This window comes from Aurantimonas endophytica (assembly GCF_014196845.1).
GTDB lineage: Bacteria > Pseudomonadota > Alphaproteobacteria > Rhizobiales > Rhizobiaceae > Aurantimonas > Aurantimonas endophytica.
In genome coordinates this window covers 290,426-315,768 of sequence record NZ_JACIEM010000005.1, presented here as the reverse complement: position 1 = coordinate 315,768, position 25,343 = coordinate 290,426, and the positions used below count along the sequence as shown (strand labels likewise).

Here is a 25,343-nt window from a genome sequence, read left to right as displayed (position 1 = left end):
GAAGGACAGCCACGATGGATCCGTTCAGCTTTACCGAGATCTGCCTGCATCAGCTCAAGATGTCGGGTGTCCACGAGGGCGAGAAGCTCGTGGTGCTGACGCAAGGGTCCGAGCGGCTCGACTATGCCGACGCCTTCATGGCGGCCGGCCAGCGGCTCGGCGCCAAGATGTATCACATGCGGCTTCCGGCGGTGCCGCCGACAGGCGCATGGGCGGTCGGCCAGACCGGACTTGCGGCAATGCCCGATGCGGTCGAGGCGCTCAAGAACTGCGACATGCTGATCGACTGCATCTTCCTCCTGTTCTCGCCCGAGCAGATGGCGATCCAGGCCGCCGGCACACGCATCCTCACCGCCGTCGAGCCGCCGGAGCTGCTCGCCCGCATGCTGCCGACCAGGGAAATCCGGGAGAAGGTGGAGATCGGCGGCGAGATCCTGTCGAAGGCCAAGGTGATGCGCATCACCTCGCCGCACGGGACCGACGTCACCTACAAGCTCAATGCCTATCCGACGATCACCGAATATGCCTGTACGGATGAACCGGGCCGCTGGGACCACTGGCCCTCGGGCTTCGTCTTCACCGGCGGTGACGACGACGGCGTCGATGGCCAGATCGTCGTCGCGCCGGGCGACATTCTCCTGCCGCAGAACATCTATGTCCGCGAGCCGATCACCTACACGATCGAGAATGGCTGGGTCACCGACATCCGCGGCGGCCTCGATGCCGAACTCGTCAAGTCCTACATGGCCGGCTTCAACGACAAGCGCGGCATGGGCATGAGCCATGTCGGCTGGGGCATGAACCCGAACGCCAAGTGGCACCGCTTGGTGCCAGGCGAGTTTCCCGGCGGCATGGGAATGGAGCCGCGCTCCTTCTACGGCAACGTGATGTTCTCGACCGGCCCGAACAACGAGCTCGGCGGCCCCAACGACACCGCCTGCCATCTCGACATCCCGATGCGCGGCTGCTCGCTGTTCCTCGACGACGAGCCGATCGTCATCGACGGCGACATCGTCGTCAAAGAGATGCAGATGGCGCGCCACTGAGCGGTTTGCCCTCCCTCCGCCGCGGTTCGAGGGGAATCGCGGCGGCCACATCGACCGTCTTCCACCGTGCCCGCCGGGGACCCGCATGACCCAGGAAACCGTCTACAAGGATGCCGGCTTCGGCGCGAGCGTCCCGCGCGGCAGCAAGCCAGCGATCCTCGTCGTCGACTTCAGCTATGGCTTTTCGGATACGGCCTATCCGACGGCCGCCGACATGAGCGCCGAAATTGCCGCGACGCGCCGGCTGACCGATTTCGCCCGCTCCGCCGGCATGCCGGTGATCTTCACCACCATCGCCTACACGCCGCTGGAGCGCGACAGCCTGCCCTGGCTGAAGAAGGCGACCGGCATGGCGGCGCTGATGGTCGGCACCCGCCTCGTCGAGATCGACGCCGCCTGCGGCAGGACCGAGACGGACGCCCTCATCGTCAAGCACGGCGCTTCGGCCTTCTTCGGCACCAATCTCGCCGCGATCCTCACCGGCGCCGGCGTCGACACCCTCGTCGTCGCCGGTGCAACGACCTCGGGCTGCGTCAGGGCGAGCGTCGTCGATGCCGTGCAGTCGGGCTTCAACGTGCTCGTCCCCGCCGACTGCTGCGCCGACCGGGCGAAGGCGCCGCACGACGCCAATCTCTACGACATGGGTCAGAAATACGCCGATGTCACCGACAGCGAAGACGTGCTCGCCTGGCTGAAGAGCCTGGCCAGCCGATAAATCCGTCCGGCCCGGCGCGGCGCCACGCCTGCAGCCGCCGGATCCCACGAAAGAGGCGGTGCGCTTCGTGCCACTGCGCCGTACTTCTCGACGTCGGCAGGACAGCAGTCCGGCGACGGCGAAGCTTGGCCAGATCTAAAGTCCCGAAACCCCGCTTTGTTGGGAGGAGAATGCCTTGCGAAAACTCAGTCTTGGCTTGATGGGGCTGCTGATCGCAGCCTGTTACTTCGTGCCGTACGGCCTGCTTGGAAACGTCGAGAGCTGGAAGGGCGCCTTCCTGTTCTGGACCATCGCGGGCCTGCTCGTGATCGGCGTAAACGCCATGGCCACCGCCAGCTTTGGGAGTGACGAACAGTGAGCACGACCCTCATCCTCGTCGGGGTCGCGATCTACATCGTCGCCTCCGTCGTCGTCGCCTACATGTCGCGGTCCGGAACGGCCGCCACCATGTCCGACTACTTCATCGGCGGGCGCTCGATGGGCGGCCTCGTCTCGGCCCTCTCCTATTCGGCAACCACGTACTCGGCCTTCATGATGGTCGGCCTCGCAGGCCTCACCTACAAGGGCGGGGTCGGCGCGCTCGGCTTCGAGATCGTCTATTTCGCCGGCGTCTCGCTTGTCGCGATCTTCGGCCCGCGCTTCTGGGCCGTCGGCAGGAAATACGGCTTCGTCACGCCGTCCGAAATGCTCGGCGCGCGCTATGGCAGTCGCTGGGTGGCAATGGCCGCGGCGGTGGCGAGTTGCATCTTCCTCATCCCCTACTCGGCCGTGCAGCTTGCCGGCGTCGGCTACCTCCTGTCCGGCATGAGCGACGGGGCGATTTCCTTCGGCGCCGGCATCATCGTCGCCACGATCCTGGCCATCGCCTTCTCCTACATCGCCGGCATTCGCTCGGTGATGTGGACCGACAGCCTGCAGGCCCTCGTCATGATCGTCGCCTCCGTCGCCGTCGTCGGCTACGTCGTCGCCGAACTCGGCGGCTTTACGGCGCTATTCGACGCGGTCGCGGAGAGAAACCCGGCGATGCTCACCGTTCCCGGCCCGGGCCTGTTCTCCTTCACCACCTTCCTCGGCCTGACGATCCCGTGGTTCTTCTTCGCGATCTCCAACCCGCAGGTCTCCCAGCGCCTCTTCATGCCCGCATCGCTCGGCGCGCTGCGGCGGATGCTCATGATCTTCCTCGCCTTCGGCTTCGTATACACGCTGGTGTCGGTGCTCTGGGGCTTCTCCGCCTTCGTCGCCTTCCCCGATCTCGCCAATCCCGATCTTGCGACCTCGACGCTCCTGGCGTCGGACTTCGTGCCGCCGGTCCTGGGCGTCGTCGTCATGGTCGGCATCCTGGCGGCTGCCGTCTCGACGATCGACTCGATCCTCCTGACCCTCTCCTCGATGGTCGCCCGCGACGTCTACGCCAATGTCGCGACAAGGACCGACGACCGCAAGCAGCTGATGATCGGCAAGGTGATCATCCCGATCATCTCGCTCATCGCCCTCGGCTTCGCCGCGATGCAGTTCAGCCTGATCGCGGTCCTCGCGGTCGCCGCTTCGACCGGCCTCGTGGTCGTCGTTCCGGCGATCGTCGGCGCGTTCTTCTGGAAGCGCGGCACAGCTGCCGGGGCGCTGGCCTCGATCGTCGGCGGCGGCATCTTCGTCGTCGTGATGTATCTCACCGGCAACTCGATCCTCGGCCTCAATGCCGGCATCCTCGGCTTCCCGGTCTCGGCAGCGATGTTCGTCGTCGTGAGCCTCGCGACGCGCAGCCGGACCGACCTCGCCGAGGACTTCATCGCAACGGCCGATGCCTCGCTGCGCACGCCGGGCCTCGCAGCCCGGCCCGCCGCCGCCTGACCGAGGTTGCCAGCCGGCAAGGAGAGAGGAGGCTCGCGCTTCAGCGCGGGCCTCTTTCGTTGCAGGCATTGGCGTACAGCAAAGGCGGGGCCGATGGCTGGGGCCGCCAAGGGAAATCGCGCCGCCTCCCGTGAGTGCGCGGCACTCTGAGGGGTCTCCACAGCTTCAACGCCTGCAGCCCCCGCCCCGCAACCCGCCTTGACAAGCAGTACCTGAAGCTGAAAAGTACAGGTACAGACAAGTATCATGGACAGGTTCATACAGTCGTGCGGACAGTCGCTTCCTCCGCAGTCGCCTCCGGTAAGCCCGAGAGGATTGCCCGGATCCTGGAAAAGGAGATCCGCTCCGGCCAGCTCGCCCATGGCGATCAGCTGCAGAGCGAGAACGAGCTGGTACGGCGCTTCTCCGTCAGCCGCTCCACCGTCCGCAAGAGCCTCAGCGAGCTCGCGCGCCGTGGCCTGATCACCACCAGCGTCGGCATCGGCTCCTTCGTGACCTTCGACGGCAACGTCGTGGCCGACGAAGCAGGCTGGACCAAGGCTCTGGAAAAAGCCGGCGCCAATGCCGTCACCCGGACGCTGCGCCTCGAGATCGTGTCGGACCCGGCGCTAGGCGAGAAGCTCGGGCTGGAGAGTTCCGAGTTCATCGCGCTCGATCGCATCCGCACCCATGCCCTGGACGGTCACGCCATCTCGATCGAGCACTCCCGCATCCCGATGATGCCCGAGATCGAGAACCTGCCGGTGAAGGGCCTGCGCGACGGCTCGCTGCATGCCACGCTGCGCGAGGCCGGGCTGCACCCCGACCACGGCGAGGAGTGGATCGACGTCGTGCCCCTTGGCACCGAGGACGCCGGTATCATCGGCTGCGAGCCGGGCGCAATGTTCCTGCGCACCCGCCGCGTCATCCGCACCCGGGAGGGCCGCGTGATGGAGCACATCACCAGCCTGCTCAATCCCTCGCATTTCGCCCTGCATCGAGAGTTCTGACCATGGCCGAGGCCAACGACCAGAAATTCGACCGAGCCATGGGGGCGCTCGTCGGCGGCGCGCTCGGCGATGCACTCGGCATGCCGACACAGCTGCTGTCGCCCGCCGAGATCCGGCGGAGATACGGCTCTGTCGAGCGGTTCGTTTCGCCGAGCGCGGACCACCCCGTGTCGCGGGGGTTGCCCGCCGGCATGGTCACCGACGACACCGAGCAGACGCTGCTCCTCGCCGAGCAGCTTCTGGAAAGCCCCGATCGCTTCGACCACGGTGCCTGGGTCGACCGGCTGCTTGCCTGGGAAGCCGACGTCAAGGCGCGCGGCAGCTATGACCTCCTCGGCCCCTCCACCAAGCGGGCGATCGACCTGATCCGCGCGGGCACACCGCCCGGGGAGGCAGGACGGGAGGGCACCACCAACGGCGCGGCGATGCGCATCGCGCCGGTGGGCATCGCGTTGCCGGTCGACCCCCTCGACCGTCTGGTGGCCAAGGTGGAGGAAAGCTGCGCGGCGACCCACGCAACGTCGGTCGCCATCGCCTCGGCCTCCGCCGTCGCCGCGGCGATCAGCGCCGCCATCGACGGAATGGCGTGGAACGAGGCGGCCGAGCGCGGCATCGAGGCGGCGAGAGCCGCCCGCCATGTCGGCGCATGGACGGCCGCACCGGACATCGCGGCGCGCATCGAATGGGCGCGCGGACTCGTATCCGGCGTCGACGAGCAGGCGGCCATCGCGGCGATCGTCGACCTCGTGGGCACCTCGGTGGCCTCGCAGGAATCCATCCCGGCCGCCTTTGCGGTGGTGGCCGCCGCCAAGGGCAATCCCTGGCGCGCCGCCGTCATCGCCGCCAATCTCGGCGGGGACACCGACACGATCGGCGCTATCGCCGGGGCGATGGCGGGGGCGGCGAGCGGCCGATCCCGCCTTCCAACCGACAGGGTCGCCGAACTCGAGGGCTTCGACCTCGCCCATGCCGCGAGGCTCGCCAAGGGTCTCCTCGCCCTTCGGCTTGCCGCCTCGCCGACGACGGAGGCGGCCTGACGATGGCGCGGCTCGTCCATATCGGCGGCGCGGTCATGGACTATGTCTATCACGTCCCCGGCCTGCCCCGCCGGTCGGAGGAACTGATGGCGACGAGCTTTGCCCGGTCGCCTGGAGGCGCCGTCAACATGATGACGGCGGTCCGGCGCACCGGCCTTGCCACCGCCTGCGGCGGCTATCTGGGCACGGGGCCCGACGGCGACGCGCTGCGGGCGTTTCTCGCCGCCGAGGGCATCGACGTCCTGCTGCCGCCGCTCGCCGGCATCGACAGCGGCAACTGCGTGGTGCTGATCACACCGGATGCCGAGCGCTCCTTCGTCTCCTTTCCCGGCGCCGAGGCCCGGGCGATGGATCTGGAAGTCCTGGCCGAGTGCATGTCGCCTGGCGACTGGCTGGCCGTCAGCGGCTACGTCCTGTCCTATCCGGAAAGCCGCGAGGCCGTTCTGTCACTTGTCGCGGTGCTGGACGAGAGCGTCCAGGTGATCTTCGATCCGACACCGGTGATCGCCGACGTTCCCGCCGATGCTCTCTCTGCCATCCTCTCACGTACGACCTGGATGAGCGCCAACAGGCGCGAGGTCGCCTCCATCGCGGGCGGCGAAGCAAGCCTCGATGCGGCCGCCTCGATCCTTTCCGGCGGCATGCCACGTGCCCGCGGCATCGTGCTGCGCGACGGCGAGAACGGCGCCCATCTGCTGACGCGCGACGCCGCACCGGTCCCGGTGCCCGGATTTGCGGTGGCGGCAATCGACACCAACGGCGCCGGCGACACCCATGTCGGCGCCTTTGTCGGAGCCCTCGCCCGCGGCTTTCCAGCCATCGATGCCGTCACTTATGCCAATGCCGCCTCGGCGATATCGGTGACGCGGCGCGGCGGCGCCTGCGGCCCGTCCCACGACGAGATTCTCCACTTCCTGTCCCTCGCGGACCAAGACCGGCGGAGAACCGGCGCGATGAAAATGGGTCATTGAACCGGCCGCAGACGGCCAAAAGGAAACCAGCGATGCACAAGACACCCGCAATCCTCGCAGGCATCGGCCTGCTTCTGTCTGCCACCACGGCGATGGCGGCGGACCTCCACGTCCTCAACTGGAAGGGCTACGGCGCCGACGAGCCGTTCGCCACCAAGGCCTTCGAGGAGATGACCGGCGACAAGGTCGTCAACGACTTCTTCAACTCCGAGCAGGAGATGCTGACCAAGCTGCGGACCAATCCCGGCCTCTACGACGTCGTGATGATCAACGCCGCCTTCATGCAGCAGGCTCTCGACGAGAAGCTGGTCCAGCCCATCGACACCACCAAGATCGCGAACTACGGCGACCTGAACGAGGTCCAGGCCCGCTCGAATATGCTGAACGTCGACGGCAAGACCTATGGGGTTCCCTGGACCTGGGGCCTGACCACCATCGCCATCAACGACAAGGCCTTCGACACCCCGCCGACCTCGATCAAGGAAATGTGGAAGGCCGATCACAAGGGCCGCGTGACGATCCGCGACGACGCCGTCGAGGCGATCCAGCTCGGGGCGCTCGCCACCGGGCAGAGCATCAACGACGTCGAGGACATCGAGGCCGTCAAGCAGTCGTTGAGCGAGCTTCTGCCGAACATCCGCACCTTCTGGTCCTCGGAGAACGACTGGAACCAGATGGTCGCATCCAACCAGATCGACCTGGGCACCTACTGGTCGGGCTCGGCGGGACGGGCGAAGACCAAGTTCAACCTGCCGGTCTCCCTTGCCGTCCCCGACGAAGGCGCCGTCGGCTGGCTCGACAGCTTCGCCATTCCGCAAGGCTCGACCAATGTCGAGGGCGCGGAGAAGTTCATCGACTACATGCTCTCGCCCGAGTTCTACGCAGAGTGGGACTCAAGCGTCGGCGCGCCGGTGTCGGCGAGCCAGCGGGCCGTCGCCGCCCTGCCGGAGGACAGCTTCAACCGCAAGGTCATGGGAGCACCGGAGGTCGCCGAGCGTGTCCAGTTCCAGGAGCCGATCACCGACGCCCAGCGCGAGGAATATCTGAAAGTCTGGCAGGGCCTGAAAGTCGGCGCGAACTGAGGAAGTCGTCTCGTCCCGGCCGCAGGCACACGCTGGCGGCCGGAGTGAACATCGAGACGAGCGGCAAGCTGCCTCGCAGCGCCGCCGACAGGGATGAGGATCATGGCCACCACCGGCAAGACCCGAGATAACGGCCTGTTCCGGGCCCTGCCTCTGCTGACGCCCGCCTATGCCTGGCTGGCGCTGGCGATCTTCCTGCCCTTGTCGGCGATGGTCTACTTTTCGCTCCTGACTTCGATGTCGCCGGACGAGCAGTCCTCATCGCTGACCCTTGCTAATTACGCGACGTTCTTTTCCGACCCTCTCTATGCGACGCTGCTCCTGCGCTCGCTGAAGCTCGGGCTGCTGGTGACGCTGATATGCGTGGCGGTGGGCTTTCCCGCCGCCTATGTTCTCGCCAAGATCTTCAGGGGCCGCTCCCGCGAGGCGATCTTCCTGCTCGTCATCCTGCCGTTCTGGAGCAACTCGCTCGTCCGGGTTTTCTCCTGGTCGATGGTACTGCGCGAGGGCGGCATCCTCGATACCGCGCTGAACGCCCTCCTTCCCTTCAACGTCACCTTTGACCTGATGTATTCCTATCCGGCCGTCGTGATCGGGCTCGTCCACTCGTACCTGCCCTACATGGTACTGACCTGCTATCTCAGCCTCCAGGCCATCGACAACGCGCTGATCGAGGCGGCCCGATCACTCGGCGCGTCGCGCTTCACGACGTTGCGCCGGGTCGTCGCGCCGCTCGCTTTGCCCGGCGTCCTCGCCGGCTCGGCGCTGATCTTCATCCCGGTCGTCGGGTCCTTCATGGAGCCGCGCATCCTCGGCGGGCGCGGCGGAACGCTCTACGGCACGGTGATCGAAGACCAGTTCACCGCCGTCTACAACTGGCCGCTCGGCGCCGCCCTCTCCTTCATCCTGCTGGCCGTCGTCCTGGCAATCCTGCTCGTCGCGGCACCGGTCCTGAGGAAAGCCGCATGATCCGTGCCCCAGCCTTCCTGTCCGGCCTCGGCCGCGCCTATATCGGCGTCGTCCTTCTGTTCCTCTATCTGCCGCTGATCATCATGGCGGCGATGTCGTTCAACGCCTCGCCATTCTACCAGCTGCCCTTCGAGGGAACGACCGAGTGGTACGCGGCGCTGGCGCAGAATGACGGGCTGATCGCGGCGACGCTGAATTCCCTGCAGATCGCCGTCATGACGACGATCATCGCGACGGTCCTCGGCACCGCGGCCTCGCTCGCTCTGTTTCGCTACGATTTTTTCGGCAAGCGGGTGCTGCAGGCGCTGCTCTTTCCGCCGATCGCCATCCCCTGGCTGATTTCCGGCACGGCGATGCTGATCTTCTTCTTCGGCACCGGCATCGGCCGCGGCCTGCACGCGATCCTGCTCGGCCACGTCGCGCTGGCGCTGCCCTACGTCATCATTGTTGTCTCGGCGCGGCTGCAGACCTTCTCCAGGGATCTCGAGGATGCCGCCGCCTCGCTCGGCGCCAGCGCCTGGCAGACGACCCGCAAGGTGACGCTGCCCTGCATCGCCCCCGGCATCGTCGCCGGCGGCCTCTTCGCCTTCGCTGTCTCCTTCGACCAGTTCGTCGTCTCCTATTTCCTGGCGACACCCGGCCAGACGACACTGCCGGTCGAGATCTACGCGGCGATCCGCAAGGGCTTCACCCCCGAGATCAACGCCGTCTCGACGATCATCATCGTGTTTTCCATGAGCATGATGCTCGTCGTCTCACGGTTTTTCCGCTTTGGAGGCGATCAGTAATGGCGCGAGTCGAAGTCCAGAACGTCAGCCTCACCTTCGGCGCCCACAAGGCGGTGGACGACGTGTCGATCGCTTTCGAGGACGGCGGCTTCTATGCCCTTCTCGGCCCGTCCGGCTCCGGCAAGACGACGCTGCTGCGCATGATCGCCGGCTTCGAGTTCCCCGATAAGGGCTCGATCCGCATCGATGGCGAGGCGGTGGAGAACGTCCCCGTGAACAGGCGGCGCATCGGCATGGTGTTCCAGAACTACGCGCTGTTTCCCAACATGAGCGTCGAGGCCAACGTTGCCTTCGGGCTCGAGGTGCGCGGCGAGAAGGGCGAGAGCGTCCGCCGGGCGGTGTCCGATGCGCTGGACCTCGTGCAGCTGGGCGCGCTTGCCAAGCGCCGTCCACATCAGCTTTCCGGCGGCCAGCGCCAGCGCGTGGCGCTCGCCCGGGCCATCGTCACCAAGCCGCGGGTCCTGCTTCTCGACGAACCGCTGTCGGCCCTCGACAAGGCTCTGCGCACCGACATGCAGGTGGAGCTGAAGCGGATCCAGCGCGAGGTCGGCGTCACCACGATCTTCGTCACCCACGACCAGGACGAGGCGCTGTCGATCTCCGACCGGATCGGCATCCTCAAGGACGGCCGGATCGTGCAGGAAGGGGCCCCGGAGGAGATCTACGACCGGCCGAAGAGCGAGTTCGCCGCGACATTTCTCGGCGACGCGAACATCATCGCGGGCGAAATCGAGAGCGGACGGCTACGTCTTGACCAAGCGACCTTGATCGACTTGCCCCCTGGGGCGAAAACGATGTCCGGAACCCTGCGCTGCGCAATCCGGCCCGAGCGTGTGCGGATCACACCCGTGGACCTCGCCGCGGGCCCTGTCGCCGACCGGCCGGGAGTTCTCCGGGGAACGCTGGCGCGGCGGCTGTTTTCCGGCAGTGCGAGCACCTATTTCGTCGACTGTTCCGGCCGGGAGTTGAAGGCCGTGGTTCAGCGCGACACAAGTGCCGACATTTCCGTCGGGTCGCCCGTCATCCTTGATTGGCAGGTGGCGGATCTCATCCCGCTTCCGGCCACGTGAAGTCTGCGCCTCCCTAATTCGCAATGTGAGTAAGGTAGGTGACGGGTGGCCCGGTTCGCTGCTCAGCCTCGACAGCTCCGCGGGATTGGCACCGGCGCGCCTCTTCGGGGAACAACGCAAGCGTCGCAGTCGCGGCGTTGAGCTGTACCTGAATATTCGGGTGCTCGTGGTAGTCGACGAGCAGCCGCCGCGCGTCGCCAGGTCGCGCCGTCAGTTCGGCCTCGACGGCAAAGCGCCGACGGATCGCGCGATTGACCTTGGACTGCCCGAACTTCACCCAAGCAGCGTCCTGCTCTACGCGCAGGTCGACGAAGTGAGAAGTAGCTCGTCCAGAGCCGCCGCCCGGAGATCAAACGTCTTCATGGCTTAAGCACCCGAATTTGCGCATCGGATGGGCAGAAATCATTCCCACTCGATCGTGCCGGGGGGCTTGGAGGTCACGTCGTAGACGACCCGGTTGATGCCCTTCACCTCGTTGATGATGCGGGTCGCGGTGTTGCCGAGGAATTCCATGTCGAAGGAGTAGAAATCCGCCGTCATGCCGTCGACGCTGGTCACCGCGCGCAGTGCGCACACGAATTCGTACGTGCGCCCGTCGCCCATGACGCCGACGGTCTGCACCGGCAGCAGCACGGCGAAGGCCTGCCAGATGGCGTCGTAAAGGCCGGCCTTGCGGATCTCGTCGAGATAGATCGCGTCGGCCTGGCGCAGGATCGCCAGCTTCTCGCGCGTCACGCCACCCGGGCAGCGGATGGCGAGCCCTGGTCCCGGAAAGGGCTGGCGACCGACGAAGCGCTCCGGCAGGCCGAGCTCGCGGCCGAGAATGCGCACCTCGTCCTTGAACAGTTCGCGCAGCGGCTCGACGAGCTGCATGTTCATGCGCTCCGGCAGGCCGCCGACATTGTGGTGCGACTTGATCGTCACCGACGGGCCGCCGGAGAACGAGACGCTCTCGATGACGTCCGGATAGAGCGTCCCCTGGGCAAGGAAGTCGGCGCCGCCGAGCTTTTTCGCCTCGGCCTCGAAGGTCTCGATGAACAGCCGGCCGATGGTCTTGCGCTTGACCTCGGGATCGAGCTCGCCTTCCAACGCGTCAATGAAAAGGTCCTGCGCTTCGACGTGGACGAGCGGGATGTTGTAGTGGTCCCGGAACATCGAGACGACTTCCTCGGCCTCGTTCATCCGCAGGAGGCCGTGGTCGACGAAGATGCAGGTCAGCTGCTCGCCGATCGCCTCGTGGATCAGCACCGCGGCGACCGAGGAGTCGACGCCGCCGGACAGGCCGCAGATCACCCGTCCATCGCCGACCTTGGCGCGGATCTCGGCGATCGCCTGATCCTTGAAGGCGGCCATGGTCCAGTCGCCGGCAAGGCCGGCGACATTGTGGACGAAATTGGCGATCAGCTTCGCCCCGTCGGTGGTGTGCACCACTTCCGGATGGAACATCAGCCCGTACATCCTGCGGCTCTCGTCGCCAAACACGGCATAGGGCGCGCCGGGCGAACGGGCGAAGATCTCGAAGCCAGGCGGCATGTCGATGACCCGGTCGCCGTGGCTCATCCAGACCTGGTGGCGAGTGCCCTCCGGCCAGAGACCGTCGAACAGCGCACAGCTCTTCTCCACCTCGAGAAAGGCCCGGCCATACTCGCGATGCGGCGAGGCTTCGGCGCGGCCGCCGAGCTGCACGCACATCGTCATCTGGCCGTAGCAGATCCCGAGCACCGGGATGCCGGCTTCAAACACCGCCTGCGGCGCGCGCGGCGAGTCGATATCGCCGGTCGAGGCCGGCGAGCCGGAGAGGATCACAGCCTTCGGCTTCAGCCGGGCGAAGCCTTCCTCGGCCGACTGGAAGGGAACGATCTCGGAATAGACGCCGGCTTCGCGGACGCGCCGGGCGATCAGCTGCGTGACCTGCGAGCCGAAGTCGATGATGAGGACGGTATCGGGATGGGCTTTCATGGCGAGGCTTTAGGCAAGGAGGGCCCGGATGGCAAGGGCTTGGCAGGCGCTCCGGGGCGATTCCTTTCGCGCCTGCACAACGAATGGCGCGGGAACATCGACCCGGTCACGCCGTTTTGAAACATCGCCAGCACGCTGGCCCCCGGAAAGGACGAACCCATGGAAATCAAGAGCCTCGACGACCTGTTCCTGCACACGCTGCAAGACGTCTATTACGCCGAGAAGACCATCGTGAAATCGCTGCCGAAGATGTCGAAGAAGGCGACGTCGCCTGAGCTGAAGAAGGCGTTCGACAAGCATCTCGAGGAGACCAAGGGTCAGGTGACCCGACTCGAGACAGTCTTCGAGACCCTCGGCCAGAAGGCGAAGGCAGAGAAGTGCCCGGCCATCGAAGGCATCGTCAAGGAAGCCGAAGAACTGATGGAAGAGATCGAGGACGCCGAAACCCTCGACGCCGCCCTGCTCGCGGCTGCCCAGGCGGTCGAGCACTACGAGATTTCCCGCTACGGCACGCTGGTCTCGTGGGCAGAGACGCTGAAGCACACCGACGTCATCCAGCACCTGCAGGCGACGCTCGACGAGGAAAAGAAGACCGACGCGGCGCTCAGCAAGCTCGGCGAGAGCAAGCTGAACAAGAAGGCCGCCTGACCGGCACCGCGCCGTCGGCGATCAGAAGGGAGGATCGGCTCGGCCGGCCCTCCCTTTTCCACATCTTTTGCCCGGAGCCGTCGTCAGAGACGAGCGCATCACCCAGTTCAGACCGACGCATCCGGCGGAACGGGCTGATCGAGGATCAGCAGGCCCGAATCCAAGGCCACTTCCAGCCTGTCGACCGCGTCCGCCAGCTTCTCGTCGATGACGTGCAGCAGCGTCGCCCAGTCGTCGTAATGGTGAAGGGCGCTGGCTCCGTCGGAGATCCCGCGCAGTCCGAGCAGCGGCACGCTGAAACGCTGGCAGGCGCGCAGCACCGCGAACGTTTCCATGTCGACCATGTCGGCATCTATCTCGCGGTAGCGGATTCCGGAGACGATATCGGAGCCCGTCGAGAGTCGCGCCTGTTTGACGCTGGGGATCGGCGTCGGCAGGGGCGTGTCCACCGGATGGTCGAGGAAGGGCGTGACGCCTCTGACGAAGCCGAGCGGCGAGGCGTCGATGTCGCGCCAGGAGACCGACGAGACCTGGTAGATCTCGCCCTGCTCCAACGTCCGCGAGCCGGCCGAGCCGAGGGAGACGACGAGGTCCGGGCGATGGCCGGCCAGCGACAGCGCATGCAGCGCGACGCCGGTGCCGAGCGCCGCCTCGATCGGGCCGACGCCGGTCATCAGCGGCCGGATCCGCTGTTTCAGCATCGGGCCGTATTCCGCGGCGGCGGCCATGACGAACAGCACCCGCGCGCCGCCGATCTCGTCGAGAACCAGATCGCTTTTTGAGGGGTCGTAGGGGGTCATGACGAGGTCCGGCGATCGAAGACGAGGATGGCGGACGGCCCGCCTGCTAGTTCAACCACCATATCGCGCCGTTGAGAAGCACCGCATAGGCGGTCCAGGCCGCATAGGGCAGGAACAGGAGGGCGGCCGGGCGATCGGTGCCCCACGTCTCGCGCAGGAACCAGACGATCGCGGCGAAGAGGGCCAGCAGCACGACCAATGCCGGGACGATCAGGTTCGCCCCGAAGAACAGCAGTGGCCAGGCGAAGTTGAGCCCCAGTTGCAGCCACCAGACGCGCAAGGCCGACCGGTCGTCAATCCGCCAGACGCGCCAGCCGGCGATGCCGATCAGGACGTAGAGAATCCCCCAGACCGGGCCGAACAGCCATCCCGGCGGGTTGAAGCCGGGCTTTTCCAGTCCGGCGTACCAGCCGCCGGTCTCGACGACGAGGCCGAGCAGCCCGCCACCGCCGACGGTTAGCGCGACGAACAGCGCCAGGGTGACGAGAGGGTGCCTCATCGCCTTGTGAACAGCGCCAGGAAGAAGCCGTCGGTGCCGCTCGTGCGCGGCGTCAGCGTCAGCGTCGTGCCCTCCTTGTGCGGACGCGACAGAAATGCCGGCGGCGCCTCGGGAAAGACCGTGGCCCAGGTCGCCGCGACGTCGAGCAGCGCGAAGTCCGGCTGTGCCGTCAGGAATGCCTCGACCTGCGCCTCGTTCTCGGCCGGCAGCAGAGAGCAGGTCACATAAGCGAGTCGCCCGCCCGGCTTGACGAATGCCGCCGCGCCCGCAAGCGCCTCGCGCTGCTCCACGACCCGGCGCTCCAGCGCCTGTTCCGACAATCGCCACTTGGCGTCCGGCCGCCGCCGCCAGGTGCCGGTGCCCGTGCAGGGCGCGTCGACCAGCACCAGATCCATCCGCCCGCGATGCTCCGACAGGTCGTCGCGCGGGGCGTGCACCTGGACATTGCGCACTTCGGCCCGCTTCAGCCGCTCGTGGATCGGTGCCAGCCGCTGCCGGTCGGAATCATAGGCGTGGATCTGGCCGGTATTCTCCATTGCGGCAGCAAGAGCCAGCGTCTTGCCGCCGGCGCCGGCGCAATAGTCGAGCACCTGCTCGCCCGGCGCGACGCCGGTCAACGCCGCGACGATCTGAGAGCCCTCGTCCTGAATCTCGAACCAGCCCTTCTGGAAGCCGGCCTCGACCTGGACGTTCGGATGCCGCCCGTCGCCGGCGATCGGCGCGATGCGCAGCCCCTGCGGGGCGATTGGCGATGGCTGTGGGGCGAAAGGCTCCAGAGCCCTCGCAACCTTGTCGCGGTCCGCGCGCAGCGTGTTGGCCCGCATGTCCAGCGGCGGCCGCTCGCCGAGCGCGGCGGCTTCCTCGACCCAATCCTCGCCGAACGCTTCGGCCAGATGCGGGCCGATCCAGTCCGGCACGTCGGCCCGGACGGCGTCCGGCGCCTGGGCGATCTCACGCGTGCGATAGCCTGCGAGATCGTCCGCCGAGATCATTTCCGGCGCGAAGCGGTCACCCTCGAGAGCCAGAGCGAGGCCCTTTTCGTCGAGCCCGCTGGAATCGAGCACTGCACCGAATACCAGAGCGCGCGGCGAGGGATCGTCGAGCCGCCAGGCCAGCGAGCGTTTCCGGCGCAGGACGTCGTAGACGATGTTGCCGATCGCGGCGCGGTCACCCGACCCGGCGAAACGGTGCGAAAGCCCCCAATCCTTCAGCGCGTCGCCGACCGGCCGTCGCCGTGTCTCGATGTCGGCGAGAACCTCGATGGAAGCTGCCATTCGGCCGCCTAGACGCATGAAATGTTCCTCGGTGTTCGCAGGCGGCGACACCTCGGGTCGAGCCGCGCGCCGATCGGCAGCAAATGTGGGCGCGTCAGTAAGACACGTCCCGCCTGCCATTTTCCTGATGATGGCCCGTGCATAGGCCTTTGCCGCTGAAACGGAAAGGGCCGGGATCGCTCCCGGCCCTTTCAACGCTTGAAGTCTCGCACCGTCTGGCGAAAGGCTGCTGCCTACTCGGCCGCGGCGCTGTGGCTGGTGGAGAGGCTTGCCTCGGCATCGTCGCGCGTCTGGACCGAAATCGCCTGACGCACGCCGGCCCCGTAGTCGGGATGCGCCTTGTCGAAATGCGCCAGCTGCCGGTCCACGATGAACTGCGGCACGCCCTGCATCGCGCCGGCAATGTTGTTGAACAGGCGCTGCTTCTCGCCGTCGTCAAACAGCTCGAACAGGGCCCGCGGCTGGCTGTAGTGGTCGGCCGTGCCGCGGAAGTCGTAGCGCGCGACGTCGCCGGCATAGCGGTGCGGCGGCTCCTCGACGCTCGGATCCTCGACCGGGCCGCCGAACGAGTTCGGCTCGTAATAGGCGTCCGGGTTGGTCGCCAGGCCGAGCGTCATCTCGCCGCCCATGTGGTAGTGGGCCACGGGGCTGCGCGGCTTGTTGACCGCCAGCGCATCATAATGCGTGCCGATGCGGTAGCGATGCGCGTCCGGATAGGAGAACAGACGTCCCTGCAGCATCCGGTCCGGCGAGAAGCCGATGCCCGGCACCACGTTGGAAGGGTTGAACGCCGACTGCTCGACCTCGACGAAGTAGTTTTCCGGGTTGCGGTTCAGTTCCATCTCGCCGACCTTAATCAGCGGATACATGCCATGCGGCCAGACCTTGGTGAGGTCGAACGCGCTCCAGCCGGTCTTCTCCTCGAAGGCCGCGGCCTCGTCTTCCGGCATCACCTGGATGAACATGTCCCACTTCGGGAACCGGCCGTCCTCGATCATCCCGTAGAGTGCTTCCTGATAGCTCTCGCGGGACTTGGCGATGACCTTCTCGGCTTCCTCGTTGACGAAGTGGGCATGGCCCTGCCGGGTCTTGAAGTGGAACTTCACCCAGAAGCGCTCGCCCTGGTCGTTCCACAGCGAGAAGGTGTGGCTGCCATAGCCGTTCATGCGGCTCGGGTCGGTGGGGATGCCGCGGTCCGACATCAGGATCGTCACCTGGTGCAGCGATTCCGGGCAGAGCGACCAGAAATCCCACATCGCCGTCGCCGAACGCAGATTGGTGCGCGGATGGCGCTTCTGCGTGTGGATGAAGTCCGGGAACTTGTACGGGTCGGCGACGAAGAACACCGGGGTGTTGTTGCCGACGAGGTCCCAGTTGCCTTCCTCGGTGTAGAATTTCAGCGAGAAGCCGCGCACGTCGCGCTCGGCATCCGCCGCGCCCTGCTCGCCGGCGACCGTGGAGAAGCGCGCGAACATCTCGGTCTTCGTGCCCGGCTGCAGCACCTTGGCGCGGGTGTAGCGGCTGACGTCCTCGGTCACGTTGAGGGTGCCGTAGGCGCCCCAGCCCTTGGCGTGGACGACACGCTCGGGTACGCGCTCGCGGTTCTGATGCGCCAGCTTCTCGATCAGCTGGAAGTCCTCGAGCAGCACCGGTCCGTGGCGGCCCACGGTCTTGGCGTTCTGATTGCTCGACACCGGCGCGCCGGCAGTCGTCGTTAGTCTCGGGCGATCAGCCATCGGGGCCTCCGTTCGATTCTGGAATGAGTGTGGTTCCAATATACCCAGCGCGGTCGATAATCTCCAATCGTATTTTCAACCGATGCCAATCAGTTTATCCTATCGAGATGATCACCCTTCGACAGCTCCGCTATTTCGAGGCGCTCAGCGAGACGCTGCATTTCGGCCGCGCCGCCAAGCGTCTGAACATCAGCCAGCCGGCGCTTTCCGCACAGATCGCCCAGATGGAAGCCTTCTTCGGCGGTGCGCTCTTCCAGCGCTCTTCCGGGGGCATCGCCCTGACCGGCGAAGGCGCGGCAATCGGCGCACGTGTCCGTTCGATCCTCACCGAGGTGCGGGAGCTGGAGAGCATCGCGACGGCGGGCGATGCGCCGCTCTCGCGGCGTCTGCGGCTGGGCGTCATCGCCTCGGTCGCGCCCTATCTGCTCCCGTCATTGCTGGCGCTGCTTGCCAGCGAGCATCCGCGACTCGAATGCGAAGTGCGCGAAAGCGTCACCGACCGGCTGCTCCGGGAATTGTCCGCCGGTGAGATCGACTGCGCCGTCGTCGCGCTGCCGGTCGACGAACACGGGCTTGAGACGCTGACGCTGTTCGAGGACCGTTTCCATTTCGCCGTCCCGGCGGACCAGGCGGATCGCTACGCCTCGCAAGTTCCCATCGGACTGATGCGGGACGTCCGGCTCATCCTGCTCGAAGAAGGGCACTGCCTGCGGGACCAGGCGCTGGAGATCTGCCAGATCGCCGATGCCAGCGAGCGGGCGGGCCTCGGGGCGACCAGCCTGTCGACCATCCTGCGCATGGTCGCCGCCGGCCTCGGCGCGACGCTCATACCGGACATGGCGGTCGGCGACGAGACGCGCCGCGGCGGCATCGCCATCCTGCCGTTCGAGGATCCGGCGCCCGCCCGGACCATCGCTCTCGCCTTCCGACCCTCGACCGCGCGGCGGCAGGATTTCGAGGTTCTGGCCGACGTCATCCGGCGTGCCGGCAAGCCCGAGCGCGACTTGGCAGCGTGAGGAGGCTGCCAGTGGTCCCTTGGTTCGAATGGGTCTTCAGCCGCCGCCCGGATAGTTCGGGCTCTCGCGGGTGATCGTCACGTCGTGCGCGTGGCTCTCGCGCAACCCGGCGTTGGAGATCCGCACGAACTGCGCCTTCTCTCGGAATTCGGCGAGATCGGCCGCGCCGACATAGCCCATCGCCGCGCGCAGGCCGCCGGCCAGCTGATGCAACACGGCGGACACCTGGCCCTTGTAGGCAACCTGCCCCTCGATGCCTTCCGGCACCAGCTTCAGCGTGTCCTGGACTTCCGCCTGGAAATATCGGTCGGCCGAGCCGCGGGCCATGGCGCCCACCGAGCCCATGCCGCGATAGGCTTTGTAGGAGCGGCCCTGGTGCAGATAGATCTCGCCGGGGCTTTCGTCCGTGCCGGCGAGCAGCGAGCCGACCATCGCCGCCCTAGCGCCGGCCGCAAGGGCCTTGGCGAGATCGCCCGAAAACTTGATGCCGCCATCGGCGATGACCGGGATACCGGCCTTGTCGGCTTCCTCCGCCGCGCCCATGATGGCCGAGAGCTGCGGCACGCCGACCCCGGCGACGATCCGCGTGGTGCAGATCGAGCCCGGGCCGATGCCGACCTTGATGCCGTCCGCGCCGACGTCGATCAGCGCCTTGGTGCCGTCCGGCGTCGCGACGTTGCCGGCGATGATCTGCACCTCGTTCGACATGCGCTTCACCCGCGCCACGGCGTCCAGCACGCGCTGCGAATGGCCGTGCGCGGTGTCGATGACGATGAGGTCGGCGCCCGCGTCGATCAGCCGTTCGGCGCGCTCGAAGCCGTCGTCGCCGACGCTGGTCGCGGCCGCGGCGAGCAGCCGGCCCTGAGCATCCTTGGACGCGTTCGGGTTGAGCTGGGATTTCTCCATGTCCTTGACCGTGATCAGCCCGATGCAGTGGCCGTCGTCGTCGACCACCACTAGCTTCTCGATCCGGTGCTGATGCAGGAGACGCTTGGCCTCCTCCTGGTCGACAGATTCGCGCACGGTGATCAGCCGGTCCTTGGTCATCAGTTCGTGGATCGGCTGGCTGTCGTCGGTGGCAAAGCGCACGTCGCGGTTGGTCAGAATGCCGACGAGGCGGCCGCGGGTCTGCCCGCCCTGCCCGCCATTCAGCACCACCGGAATGCCTGAGATGTGGTGCCGAGTCATCAGCATGCGCGCGTCGCCGAGCGTGGCGTCTGGACCGATGGTCACCGGATTGACCACCATGCCGCTCTCGAACTTCTTCACCTGGCGCACCGCCTCGGCCTGCTCGGCGGGCGACAGGTTGCGATGGATGACGCCGATGCCGCCGGCCTGCGCCATGGCGATCGCCAGCCGGCTTTCGGTAACGGTATCCATGGCGGCGGAAAGGATCGGCAGATTGAGGCGCAGGGTGCGGGTAATCGCCGTCCGAAGGTCCACCTCGCCGGGCATGACCTGCGAATGGCCGGGCTGCAGCAGGACGTCGTCAAACGTCAGCGCGGTCGCGCCGGTCGCGGTTTCGATGATACGGGCCATGCCAGTCCTCGGTGCTGCATCCACCGCGAATAATCGAGTCGGCGGGAAAAAGGATTGGCACGGGCTGCTATCACGACCCCACCCCCTTGGGAAGGTCGGCTAGCGCAAGGCTGCCACCGCAACCTCATGGCAGGCCACGCAGCGGTTCGAAATGGCAGGCAGGAGCAGACGGATGCGGCGACACATGAACTTTATGGCACGATGGACTCTCGTGACGGTGGCGCTGACCGCCGCCGCGAGCGAGGCGCAGGCGGCACGATGCACCGATTACACGACCTGCCGTCAGGCGGTCATTGCCTGGTGCGCCGGCAACCATCCCGGTGCGGACCGCGACAAAGACGGTATCCCTTGCGAGAACGTTTGCGGCTCGCGCGCAGACGTGCTGGCCATCATGGCCGAGATCGGCTGCTCCCGCTGACTGCGCCGGGCGAGTTCGAGCAGCCCGGCGATAGCCGGACCGCTCGGTCGTGCCGGTCAGCCTTCGTCGGTAAGCGCCAGCTGGTAGGTTTCCGGGATGAAGCGGTAGCCGCCATCCTCAAGCTTCTGCGCATAGCCGATGGCGGGGAATGGCATGTGGAAGCCGATGAACGGGATCCGCTCCTCGGCGATCCGGTCGAAGACGCGCTTGCGCGTCTCTGTGGCCTTCGCCTTGTCCTGATCGAAGGAGACCTGCCATTCCGGTTTCTGCAGCGACGCGACATAATGGTTCGCGGTGTCGGCGGTCAGCCAGAGCCGCTGGTCGCCGGACGCGACCTCGAAGATCATGTGGCCCGGCGAATGGCCAAACGCCTCCATCGCCGTGATACCCGAGACGATCTCGTCGCCCTCGCTGACCAGCGTCATCTGCTCGCGCAGCGGCACGATCAGCCGCTCCACCAGCGCGGCGCCCTGCGCCCTGTCGCCGTTCTTGGCCTCGTCCGACGTCCACCAGTCGTATTCGACCTGACCGGCGACATAGCGCGCATTGGGGAAGGTCGGCGCATCGCCGGTCATCAGGCCCTGGATGTGGTCGCCGTGGAAATGCGTGAGCACGACGATGGTGACGTCCTCCGGCCGGTAGCCCGCCGCGTCCATGCGCTCGACCAGCCGGCCGAAGCCGTTCTCGCGGCCGGATTCGCCAAACCCGGTGTCGAACAGGATCAGATTGTCGTCGAGCTCGACCAGCGTCGGCGTGAAGCCGTTGGCGAAGCGGTCCTCCGGCAGGTAGTTCTCGCGCATCAGCTCGGCCATCGCCTCCTGGCTCTGGTCGGCGCCGAAGGTGGGATACGGGCCATCGCCCGGCCGCAGCCCGTCGAGGATCGTGGTGATCCGCGCCTCCCCGAGGGTGATGCGGTGCCAGCCGGGTGAGTCGGCGCTGGCGCGTGCGCGGGCCGCGGCGTCCGTGTCGGTGTCCTGCGCGAAGGCCCCGCGAACGGAGAGCACCCCGGCGGCGATTCCGCCGGCCGCGACGGCCAGTTTCAGCGCGTTGCGGCGACTGCAGATCGAACTGTCGACGGTATTCTGGCTCATGGTCCGTGTCTCCCTGTCGTGAAAACTCGCAGCGACCACAGGAATCGTGGCGGCCATGGCGGGCCAAACTGGCCCGGCACGCCGGCACGGCAACCGATTCACACGCCAAGTTGACCCACAGGACCTGCCGGCGCTTGACTGTATTCGATCGGCGGCGCATCCCGATAAGTCTGCCTTATCGTATTTTCCGAGGTCTGCCGTGAACCGGATCGTCCCGATCGTGCTTGCCGTCGCCCTGTTCATGGAGAACATGGATTCGACGGTCATCGCGACGTCGCTGCCGGTGATCGCCGCCGACCTCGGGACCAGCCCGATTGCGCTGAAGCTGGCGCTGACCAGCTATTACGTGTCGCTGGCGATCTTCATCCCGATCTCCGGCCGGTTGGCCGACAGCTGGGGCCCGAAGCTGGTCTTCCGTCTGGCCATCGCGGTGTTCGTCATCGGCTCGCTTGCCTGCGCCTTCGCCAATTCGCTCGAAGGGTTCGTCGCCGCACGCTTCCTCCAGGGCATGGGCGGCGCGATGATGACGCCGGTCGGGCGGCTCCTGCTGGTGCGCGCCGTGCCGAAATCGCAGCTGGTCAGCGCCATGGCCTGGTTCACCATCCCGGCGCTCATCGGACCGCTGGTCGGCCCGCCGATCGGCGGCGCGATCTCGACCTATGCCGACTGGCGCTGGATCTTCCTGATCAACCTGCCGATCGGCATTGCCGGCATATTGCTGGCGACGCGCTACCTGCCGCATATCGACCGGGTGAAGGGCGTGAAGTTCGACTTCCCCGGTTTCATGCTCTCGGGCTTTGCCTGCGCCGGCGTCGTCTTCGGCTTCTCGGTGGTGTCGCTGCCGGCCCTGCCGCCGGTCTTCGGCCTGGTGATGGCGGGCGCCGGCATCGTCGCGGCCGGACTCTACGTCGCCCACGCAAGGCGTACCGAGAACCCGGTGCTGAAACTGTCGCTGTTCCGGATCGAGACGCTGCGCGCCGCGATCGTCGGCGGAGCCCTGTTTCGCATCGGCGCCGGCGCGACGCCGTTCCTGCTGCCGCTGATGCTGCAGCTCGGCTTCGGCTACACGCCGTTCCAGTCGGGTCTCATCACCTGCGTCTCGATCGGCGGCGCCATGGGCATGAAGCTGCTCGCCCACCCGATCCTGAAGCGGCTCGGCTTCCGCAACACGCTGATCGCCACGGCAATCATCGGCGGCGGCATGATGGCCATGGTCGGCCTCTACCGGCCCGACAGCCCGATCGCCATCGTGCTTCTGCTGCTGCTCGTCGGCGGTTTCTTCCGCTCGCTGTTCTTCACCTCGATCAACGCGCTGGCCTTCGCCGACGTGCCGCGGCAGGGAACGGGCGACGCGACCGCGCTGATGGGGGCGCTGCAGCAGGTCTCGATCGCCACCGGCGTCGCCGTCGCCGGCGCGGTGCTCGAGGCCGGCATGGCGCTGTCCGGAAGCACCGAGGCGAGCCTTGCTGACTTCTCCGCCGCCTTCTTCGTCGTCGGTGGCATCACCGCGGCGGCGGCCCTCGTCTTCCTGCCGATGGCACGCGAGGCCGGCGACGAGGTGGCGGGGCGGCGCCAGCCCGCGGAGTAGGGTTCAGCCGAGCGGCCCGGCCTCGTCCTGCTCGGCCGCAGCGTCATCCCCCTCGGCCTGTCGGCCCTTGAAGCCCTTGGCCAGGATGTAGAGCTCGACCGAATCCTCCCGCGACGACGGCGGCTTGACGTGGTGGATCGTGGTGAAATTGCGCTTGAGGAGGTTCAGGAGGTCCTGCTCCGTCCCACCCTGGAAGGTCTTCGCGAAGAAGTGCCCGCCCGGCCGCAGGGTGCGCACGGCGAAGTCGGCGGCGACTTCGCAGAGATGCATGGTCCGCAGATGGTCGGTACGCCGATGCCCCGTGGTCGGCGCCGCCATGTCGGAGAGGACCACGTCCGGGTCGCCGCCGAGTTCGGCAAGGATCAGGCCGGGCGCCACCTCGTCGAGGAAATCCATCTCGAGGATGGTCGCGCCGATCACCGGCTCCACCGGCAGATAGTCGATGCCGACGACGCGGATGTCGTCCGCGACCGAGCCGACCCGATCGGCCGCGACCTGGCACCAGCCGCCCGGTGCCGCGCCCAGGTCAACGACGCGATCGCCTTTCTTCAGGAACTTGTAGCGGTCGTCGGTCTCGATCAGCTTGTAGGCCGCGCGCGAGCGGTATCCGTCGGCGCGCGCCCGGCGGACGTAAGGGTCGTTGAGCTGGCGCTCCAGCCAGCGGCGTGACGACGCCTTCAGCCCGCGCTTCTTCTTCACCCGGACCGTCAGGCCCCGGTCGTCGCCGCGTCCGCCGCTCATGAATGGGCCCTCCATGCCGTGTCACGGCGCCAGACCCCGTCGGCGTCCATCATTTCGGTCAACAGTCCTTCGCGCAGGCCACGGTCGGCGACGCGCAGCGTGCGCGCCGGCCAGACCCGCCGGATCGCTTCGAGAATCGCACAGCCGGCCAATACCAGATCGGCGCGGTCGCTGCCGATACAGGGATTTGCGACCCGCTCCTCGAAGCTCCAGCCGGCGATCCGCGCCACCAGCCCGTCGGCCTCGAGATCGGTCAGCCAGAGCCCGTCCACCTGGCGGCGGTCATAGCGCTCTAGCTCGAGATGCACGCCGGCAAGCGTCGTCACGGTGCCGGATGTTCCGAGCAGATGGAACCGCTCGCCGCCGACGAGGTCGCCCAGCCGGTCGCGGCCCGGGAAGCGCTCGATCATCTCCACCGTCTCGACGATCATGCGCTCGAAGATTTCCGGCGTCACGTCGCGCCCGCCGTGGCGCTCGGCGAGGCTCACGACGCCGACCGGCAGCGAGGTCCAGGCAACGATGCGGCTGGCCAGGCGCCGCGTGCTGCCGCCGCGCAGGTCGAGCAGCGCGATCTCCGACGAGCCGCCGCCAATGTCGAACAACACGGCGCCTTCCGCCGACTGGTCGACCAGCGAGCCGCAGCCCGAGACAGCGAGCCGAGCTTCCGTCTCGCGGCTGACGATCTCGAGGTCGAGTCCGGTCACCCGCTTCACCTGTTCGATGAACTCGACCCCGTTCGCCGCCGAGCGGCAGGCTTCCGTGGCGATCAGCCGGGCACGACCGAGATCGACGTCGCGCGCCGAGAGCTTCTGCGCGCAGATCGACAGCGCCGCGATGGCGCGGTCCATGGCGCCGCGCGACAGGCTGCCGGTGCGACTGAGCCCCTCCCCCAGCCGGACGATGCGCGAGAATGCGTCGATCACCCGGAACTGGCCGGGCCGTGTCGGCACGGCGATCAGCAGCCGGCAGTTGTTGGTTCCGAGATCCAGCGCCGCATAGGCAGGCGGCCGCATCCCGGCGCCGTTCACGGCGGTGGGAGAACGAAGCGCAGCAGCAGCCGAAACGCCTGCCGCAGGTGGCATGGCGTGTCCCGCCGCCGACAGGCTTGCAACTGGCGACAAGGCGCGCGGCGACGCCGCGGCGGACGGCAGCGATTCGTCGGCGTTCGTCTTGGCGCGACGTTTGCCGCGTCGCCGCGACTTGCGGGCGCCCCGCAGCTTGCCGGCCTCGCCCTTCTCCGTCTCCGAAACGCCGACTTCAGCTTTTTCGACGATCACCCCAGCGGGCTTGGCGCCGGCCTTGCGCCGCCGCCGGCGCTGCCGCTTGGTCAACGGCAGGTCGCTCGTCGGCCCGCCATCGACCGGCCCGCGATCGCCTGCCGACACCTCAGGAGCCGGCGCACGCAGTGGTGCAGCCTGCTGCCGCGGATCCTGGGTAGACCGCGCACGCGAGGTCGGGGACAAGCCGGGAGCTGGCTCCCGATTCAGATCCGCGGTCGGACGGCGTCTCCCACCGATTT

Annotated in this window: 25 protein-coding genes; 15 read left to right on the top strand and 10 right to left on the bottom strand. The window is 67.1% G+C overall.

All coding sequences use genetic code 11. The annotated features are described in order from the left end of the window. The first annotated feature begins 14 nt into the window (after nt 1-14). The 11 genes from GGR03_RS19025 to GGR03_RS18975 all read left to right on the top strand — a co-directional run bounded on the left by GGR03_RS19025 (nt 15) and on the right by GGR03_RS18975 (nt 10,515). Nucleotides 15-1,046: a 2,5-dihydroxypyridine 5,6-dioxygenase NicX family protein gene (locus GGR03_RS19025; protein ID WP_183210347.1), complete on the top strand. Its 1,032-nt coding sequence runs from the start codon at nt 15-17 to the stop codon at nt 1,044-1,046. 85 nt (nt 1,047-1,131) lie between these two features. After that, nucleotides 1,132-1,761 (top strand): isochorismatase family protein, encoded by a 630-nt coding sequence (locus GGR03_RS19020; RefSeq protein WP_183210346.1) that lies wholly within the window; start codon nt 1,132-1,134, stop codon nt 1,759-1,761. A 175-nt stretch (nt 1,762-1,936) separates the two neighbouring features. Continuing rightward, nucleotides 1,937-2,119, top strand: a complete 183-nt coding sequence (locus GGR03_RS19015) for a hypothetical protein (RefSeq protein WP_183210644.1) — start codon at nt 1,937-1,939, stop codon at nt 2,117-2,119. Then, nucleotides 2,116-3,609, top strand: coding sequence for a sodium:solute symporter family protein (locus GGR03_RS19010; RefSeq protein ID WP_183210345.1), 1,494 nt, complete (start codon nt 2,116-2,118; stop codon nt 3,607-3,609). The genes GGR03_RS19015 and GGR03_RS19010 overlap by 4 nt, the downstream gene beginning before the upstream one ends. Nucleotides 3,610-3,875: 266 nt before the next feature. After that, a complete protein-coding gene (locus GGR03_RS19005; RefSeq protein WP_183210344.1) occupies nt 3,876-4,598 on the top strand; it encodes a GntR family transcriptional regulator in 723 nt (240 codons plus the stop codon). 2 nt (nt 4,599-4,600) lie between these two features. Beyond that, a complete protein-coding gene (locus GGR03_RS19000) occupies nt 4,601-5,635 on the top strand; it encodes an ADP-ribosylglycohydrolase family protein (RefSeq protein ID WP_183210343.1) in 1,035 nt (344 codons plus the stop codon). A gap of 2 nt (nt 5,636-5,637) precedes the next feature. Beyond that, nucleotides 5,638-6,606 carry a PfkB family carbohydrate kinase gene (locus GGR03_RS18995; RefSeq protein WP_183210342.1) on the top strand — a complete coding sequence of 323 codons (969 nt, stop codon included), beginning with the start codon at nt 5,638-5,640 and terminating at the stop codon, nt 6,604-6,606. Between the two features lie 32 nt (nt 6,607-6,638). Continuing rightward, nucleotides 6,639-7,688 carry an ABC transporter substrate-binding protein gene (locus GGR03_RS18990; RefSeq protein WP_183210341.1) on the top strand — a complete coding sequence of 350 codons (1,050 nt, stop codon included), beginning with the start codon at nt 6,639-6,641 and terminating at the stop codon, nt 7,686-7,688. A gap of 102 nt (nt 7,689-7,790) precedes the next feature. Next, nucleotides 7,791-8,657 carry an ABC transporter permease gene (locus GGR03_RS18985; RefSeq protein ID WP_183210340.1) on the top strand — a complete coding sequence of 289 codons (867 nt, stop codon included), beginning with the start codon at nt 7,791-7,793 and terminating at the stop codon, nt 8,655-8,657. Then, the gene (locus GGR03_RS18980) at nt 8,654-9,445 is read left to right on the top strand and encodes an ABC transporter permease (protein ID WP_183210339.1); all 792 of its coding nucleotides are present in this window, start codon (nt 8,654-8,656) and stop codon (nt 9,443-9,445) included. Before GGR03_RS18985 ends, GGR03_RS18980 begins: the two co-directional genes overlap by 4 nt. Continuing rightward, the gene (locus GGR03_RS18975; RefSeq protein ID WP_183210338.1) at nt 9,445-10,515 is read left to right on the top strand and encodes an ABC transporter ATP-binding protein; all 1,071 of its coding nucleotides are present in this window, start codon (nt 9,445-9,447) and stop codon (nt 10,513-10,515) included. Before GGR03_RS18980 ends, GGR03_RS18975 begins: the two co-directional genes overlap by 1 nt. Nucleotides 10,516-10,528: 13 nt before the next feature. Here GGR03_RS18975 and GGR03_RS18970 read toward each other — a convergent pair whose 3' ends face one another. Then, nucleotides 10,529-10,819, bottom strand: a complete 291-nt coding sequence (locus GGR03_RS18970) for a DUF2019 domain-containing protein (protein ID WP_246368301.1) — start codon at nt 10,817-10,819, stop codon at nt 10,529-10,531. Nucleotides 10,820-10,917: 98 nt separating this feature from the next. Next, the gene (gene guaA, locus GGR03_RS18965) at nt 10,918-12,474 is read right to left on the bottom strand and encodes a glutamine-hydrolyzing GMP synthase (protein ID WP_183210336.1); all 1,557 of its coding nucleotides are present in this window, start codon (nt 12,472-12,474) and stop codon (nt 10,918-10,920) included. A gap of 159 nt (nt 12,475-12,633) precedes the next feature. On the opposite strand from guaA, the gene GGR03_RS18960 reads away from it, so the two are divergent. Further along, entirely contained in the window at nt 12,634-13,122 is a 489-nt protein-coding gene (locus tag GGR03_RS18960; RefSeq protein ID WP_183210335.1) for a YciE/YciF ferroxidase family protein, read from the top strand. 107 nt (nt 13,123-13,229) lie between these two features. Here the strand turns inward: GGR03_RS18960 and GGR03_RS18955 are convergent, their stop codons facing one another. The 4 genes from GGR03_RS18955 to GGR03_RS18940 all read right to left on the bottom strand — a co-directional run bounded on the left by GGR03_RS18955 (nt 13,230) and on the right by GGR03_RS18940 (nt 17,431). Beyond that, on the bottom strand, nt 13,230-13,922 hold the full coding sequence (locus tag GGR03_RS18955) for a 5'-methylthioadenosine/S-adenosylhomocysteine nucleosidase (RefSeq protein ID WP_183210334.1): 693 nt from the start codon (nt 13,920-13,922) through the stop codon (nt 13,230-13,232). Nucleotides 13,923-13,968: 46 nt separating this feature from the next. After that, on the bottom strand, nt 13,969-14,421 hold the full coding sequence (locus GGR03_RS18950; RefSeq protein WP_183210333.1) for a TspO/MBR family protein: 453 nt from the start codon (nt 14,419-14,421) through the stop codon (nt 13,969-13,971). Then, complete coding sequence (locus tag GGR03_RS18945; RefSeq protein ID WP_183210332.1) at nt 14,418-15,713, bottom strand: RsmB/NOP family class I SAM-dependent RNA methyltransferase; 1,296 nt, start codon at nt 15,711-15,713, stop codon at nt 14,418-14,420. Before GGR03_RS18945 ends, GGR03_RS18950 begins: the two co-directional genes overlap by 4 nt. Before the next feature lie 215 nt (nt 15,714-15,928). Beyond that, the gene (locus GGR03_RS18940; RefSeq protein WP_183210331.1) at nt 15,929-17,431 is read right to left on the bottom strand and encodes a catalase; all 1,503 of its coding nucleotides are present in this window, start codon (nt 17,429-17,431) and stop codon (nt 15,929-15,931) included. Nucleotides 17,432-17,538: 107 nt separating this feature from the next. Here GGR03_RS18940 and GGR03_RS18935 point away from each other — a divergent pair, with 107 nt between their 5' ends. After that, nucleotides 17,539-18,447 carry a hydrogen peroxide-inducible genes activator gene (locus GGR03_RS18935; RefSeq protein ID WP_183210330.1) on the top strand — a complete coding sequence of 303 codons (909 nt, stop codon included), beginning with the start codon at nt 17,539-17,541 and terminating at the stop codon, nt 18,445-18,447. A 36-nt stretch (nt 18,448-18,483) separates the two neighbouring features. On the opposite strand, the gene guaB is transcribed toward GGR03_RS18935, so the two are convergent. Further along, entirely contained in the window at nt 18,484-19,986 is a 1,503-nt protein-coding gene (gene guaB, locus GGR03_RS18930) for an IMP dehydrogenase (RefSeq protein ID WP_183210329.1), read from the bottom strand. Nucleotides 19,987-20,197: 211 nt separating this feature from the next. Here guaB and GGR03_RS18925 point away from each other — a divergent pair, with 211 nt between their 5' ends. Next, entirely contained in the window at nt 20,198-20,404 is a 207-nt protein-coding gene (locus tag GGR03_RS18925; RefSeq protein ID WP_183210328.1) for a hypothetical protein, read from the top strand. Between the two features lie 56 nt (nt 20,405-20,460). On the opposite strand, the gene GGR03_RS18920 is transcribed toward GGR03_RS18925, so the two are convergent. Then, nucleotides 20,461-21,495, bottom strand: a complete 1,035-nt coding sequence (locus GGR03_RS18920) for an MBL fold metallo-hydrolase (RefSeq protein ID WP_183210327.1) — start codon at nt 21,493-21,495, stop codon at nt 20,461-20,463. A 199-nt stretch (nt 21,496-21,694) separates the two neighbouring features. On the opposite strand from GGR03_RS18920, the gene GGR03_RS18915 reads away from it, so the two are divergent. Then, the gene (locus GGR03_RS18915; protein WP_183210326.1) at nt 21,695-23,083 is read left to right on the top strand and encodes an MFS transporter; all 1,389 of its coding nucleotides are present in this window, start codon (nt 21,695-21,697) and stop codon (nt 23,081-23,083) included. A gap of 3 nt (nt 23,084-23,086) precedes the next feature. Here GGR03_RS18915 and GGR03_RS18910 read toward each other — a convergent pair whose 3' ends face one another. Next, on the bottom strand, nt 23,087-23,824 hold the full coding sequence (locus tag GGR03_RS18910; protein WP_183210325.1) for an RlmE family RNA methyltransferase: 738 nt from the start codon (nt 23,822-23,824) through the stop codon (nt 23,087-23,089). Further along, nucleotides 23,821-25,311: a Ppx/GppA phosphatase family protein gene (locus GGR03_RS18905; RefSeq protein WP_418884959.1), complete on the bottom strand. Its 1,491-nt coding sequence runs from the start codon at nt 25,309-25,311 to the stop codon at nt 23,821-23,823. The genes GGR03_RS18910 and GGR03_RS18905 overlap by 4 nt, the downstream gene beginning before the upstream one ends. Nucleotides 25,312-25,343: the final 32 nt, after the last annotated feature.

What these genes read in the sequence shown, in the direction of transcription:
- GGR03_RS19025 (WP_183210347.1), top strand. Translation starts at nt 15, where the DNA reads ATGGATCCGTTCAGCTTTACCGAGATCTGCCTGCATCAGCTCAAGATG.
- GGR03_RS19020 (WP_183210346.1), top strand. Translation starts at nt 1,132, where the DNA reads ATGACCCAGGAAACCGTCTACAAGGATGCCGGCTTCGGCGCGAGCGTC.
- GGR03_RS19000 (WP_183210343.1), top strand. Translation starts at nt 4,601, where the DNA reads ATGGCCGAGGCCAACGACCAGAAATTCGACCGAGCCATGGGGGCGCTC.
- GGR03_RS18995 (WP_183210342.1), top strand. Translation starts at nt 5,638, where the DNA reads ATGGCGCGGCTCGTCCATATCGGCGGCGCGGTCATGGACTATGTCTAT.
- GGR03_RS18990 (WP_183210341.1), top strand. Translation starts at nt 6,639, where the DNA reads ATGCACAAGACACCCGCAATCCTCGCAGGCATCGGCCTGCTTCTGTCT.
- GGR03_RS18985 (WP_183210340.1), top strand. Translation starts at nt 7,791, where the DNA reads ATGGCCACCACCGGCAAGACCCGAGATAACGGCCTGTTCCGGGCCCTG.
- GGR03_RS18980 (WP_183210339.1), top strand. Translation starts at nt 8,654, where the DNA reads ATGATCCGTGCCCCAGCCTTCCTGTCCGGCCTCGGCCGCGCCTATATC.
- GGR03_RS18975 (WP_183210338.1), top strand. Translation starts at nt 9,445, where the DNA reads ATGGCGCGAGTCGAAGTCCAGAACGTCAGCCTCACCTTCGGCGCCCAC.
- guaA (WP_183210336.1), bottom strand. Translation starts at nt 12,474, where the DNA reads ATGAAAGCCCATCCCGATACCGTCCTCATCATCGACTTCGGCTCGCAG.
- GGR03_RS18960 (WP_183210335.1), top strand. Translation starts at nt 12,634, where the DNA reads ATGGAAATCAAGAGCCTCGACGACCTGTTCCTGCACACGCTGCAAGAC.
- GGR03_RS18955 (WP_183210334.1), bottom strand. Translation starts at nt 13,922, where the DNA reads ATGACCCCCTACGACCCCTCAAAAAGCGATCTGGTTCTCGACGAGATC.
- GGR03_RS18950 (WP_183210333.1), bottom strand. Translation starts at nt 14,421, where the DNA reads ATGAGGCACCCTCTCGTCACCCTGGCGCTGTTCGTCGCGCTAACCGTC.
- GGR03_RS18945 (WP_183210332.1), bottom strand. Translation starts at nt 15,713, where the DNA reads ATGCGTCTAGGCGGCCGAATGGCAGCTTCCATCGAGGTTCTCGCCGAC.
- GGR03_RS18940 (WP_183210331.1), bottom strand. Translation starts at nt 17,431, where the DNA reads ATGGCTGATCGCCCGAGACTAACGACGACTGCCGGCGCGCCGGTGTCG.
- GGR03_RS18935 (WP_183210330.1), top strand. Translation starts at nt 17,539, where the DNA reads ATGATCACCCTTCGACAGCTCCGCTATTTCGAGGCGCTCAGCGAGACG.
- guaB (WP_183210329.1), bottom strand. Translation starts at nt 19,986, where the DNA reads ATGGCCCGTATCATCGAAACCGCGACCGGCGCGACCGCGCTGACGTTT.
- GGR03_RS18920 (WP_183210327.1), bottom strand. Translation starts at nt 21,495, where the DNA reads ATGAGCCAGAATACCGTCGACAGTTCGATCTGCAGTCGCCGCAACGCG.
- GGR03_RS18910 (WP_183210325.1), bottom strand. Translation starts at nt 23,824, where the DNA reads ATGAGCGGCGGACGCGGCGACGACCGGGGCCTGACGGTCCGGGTGAAG.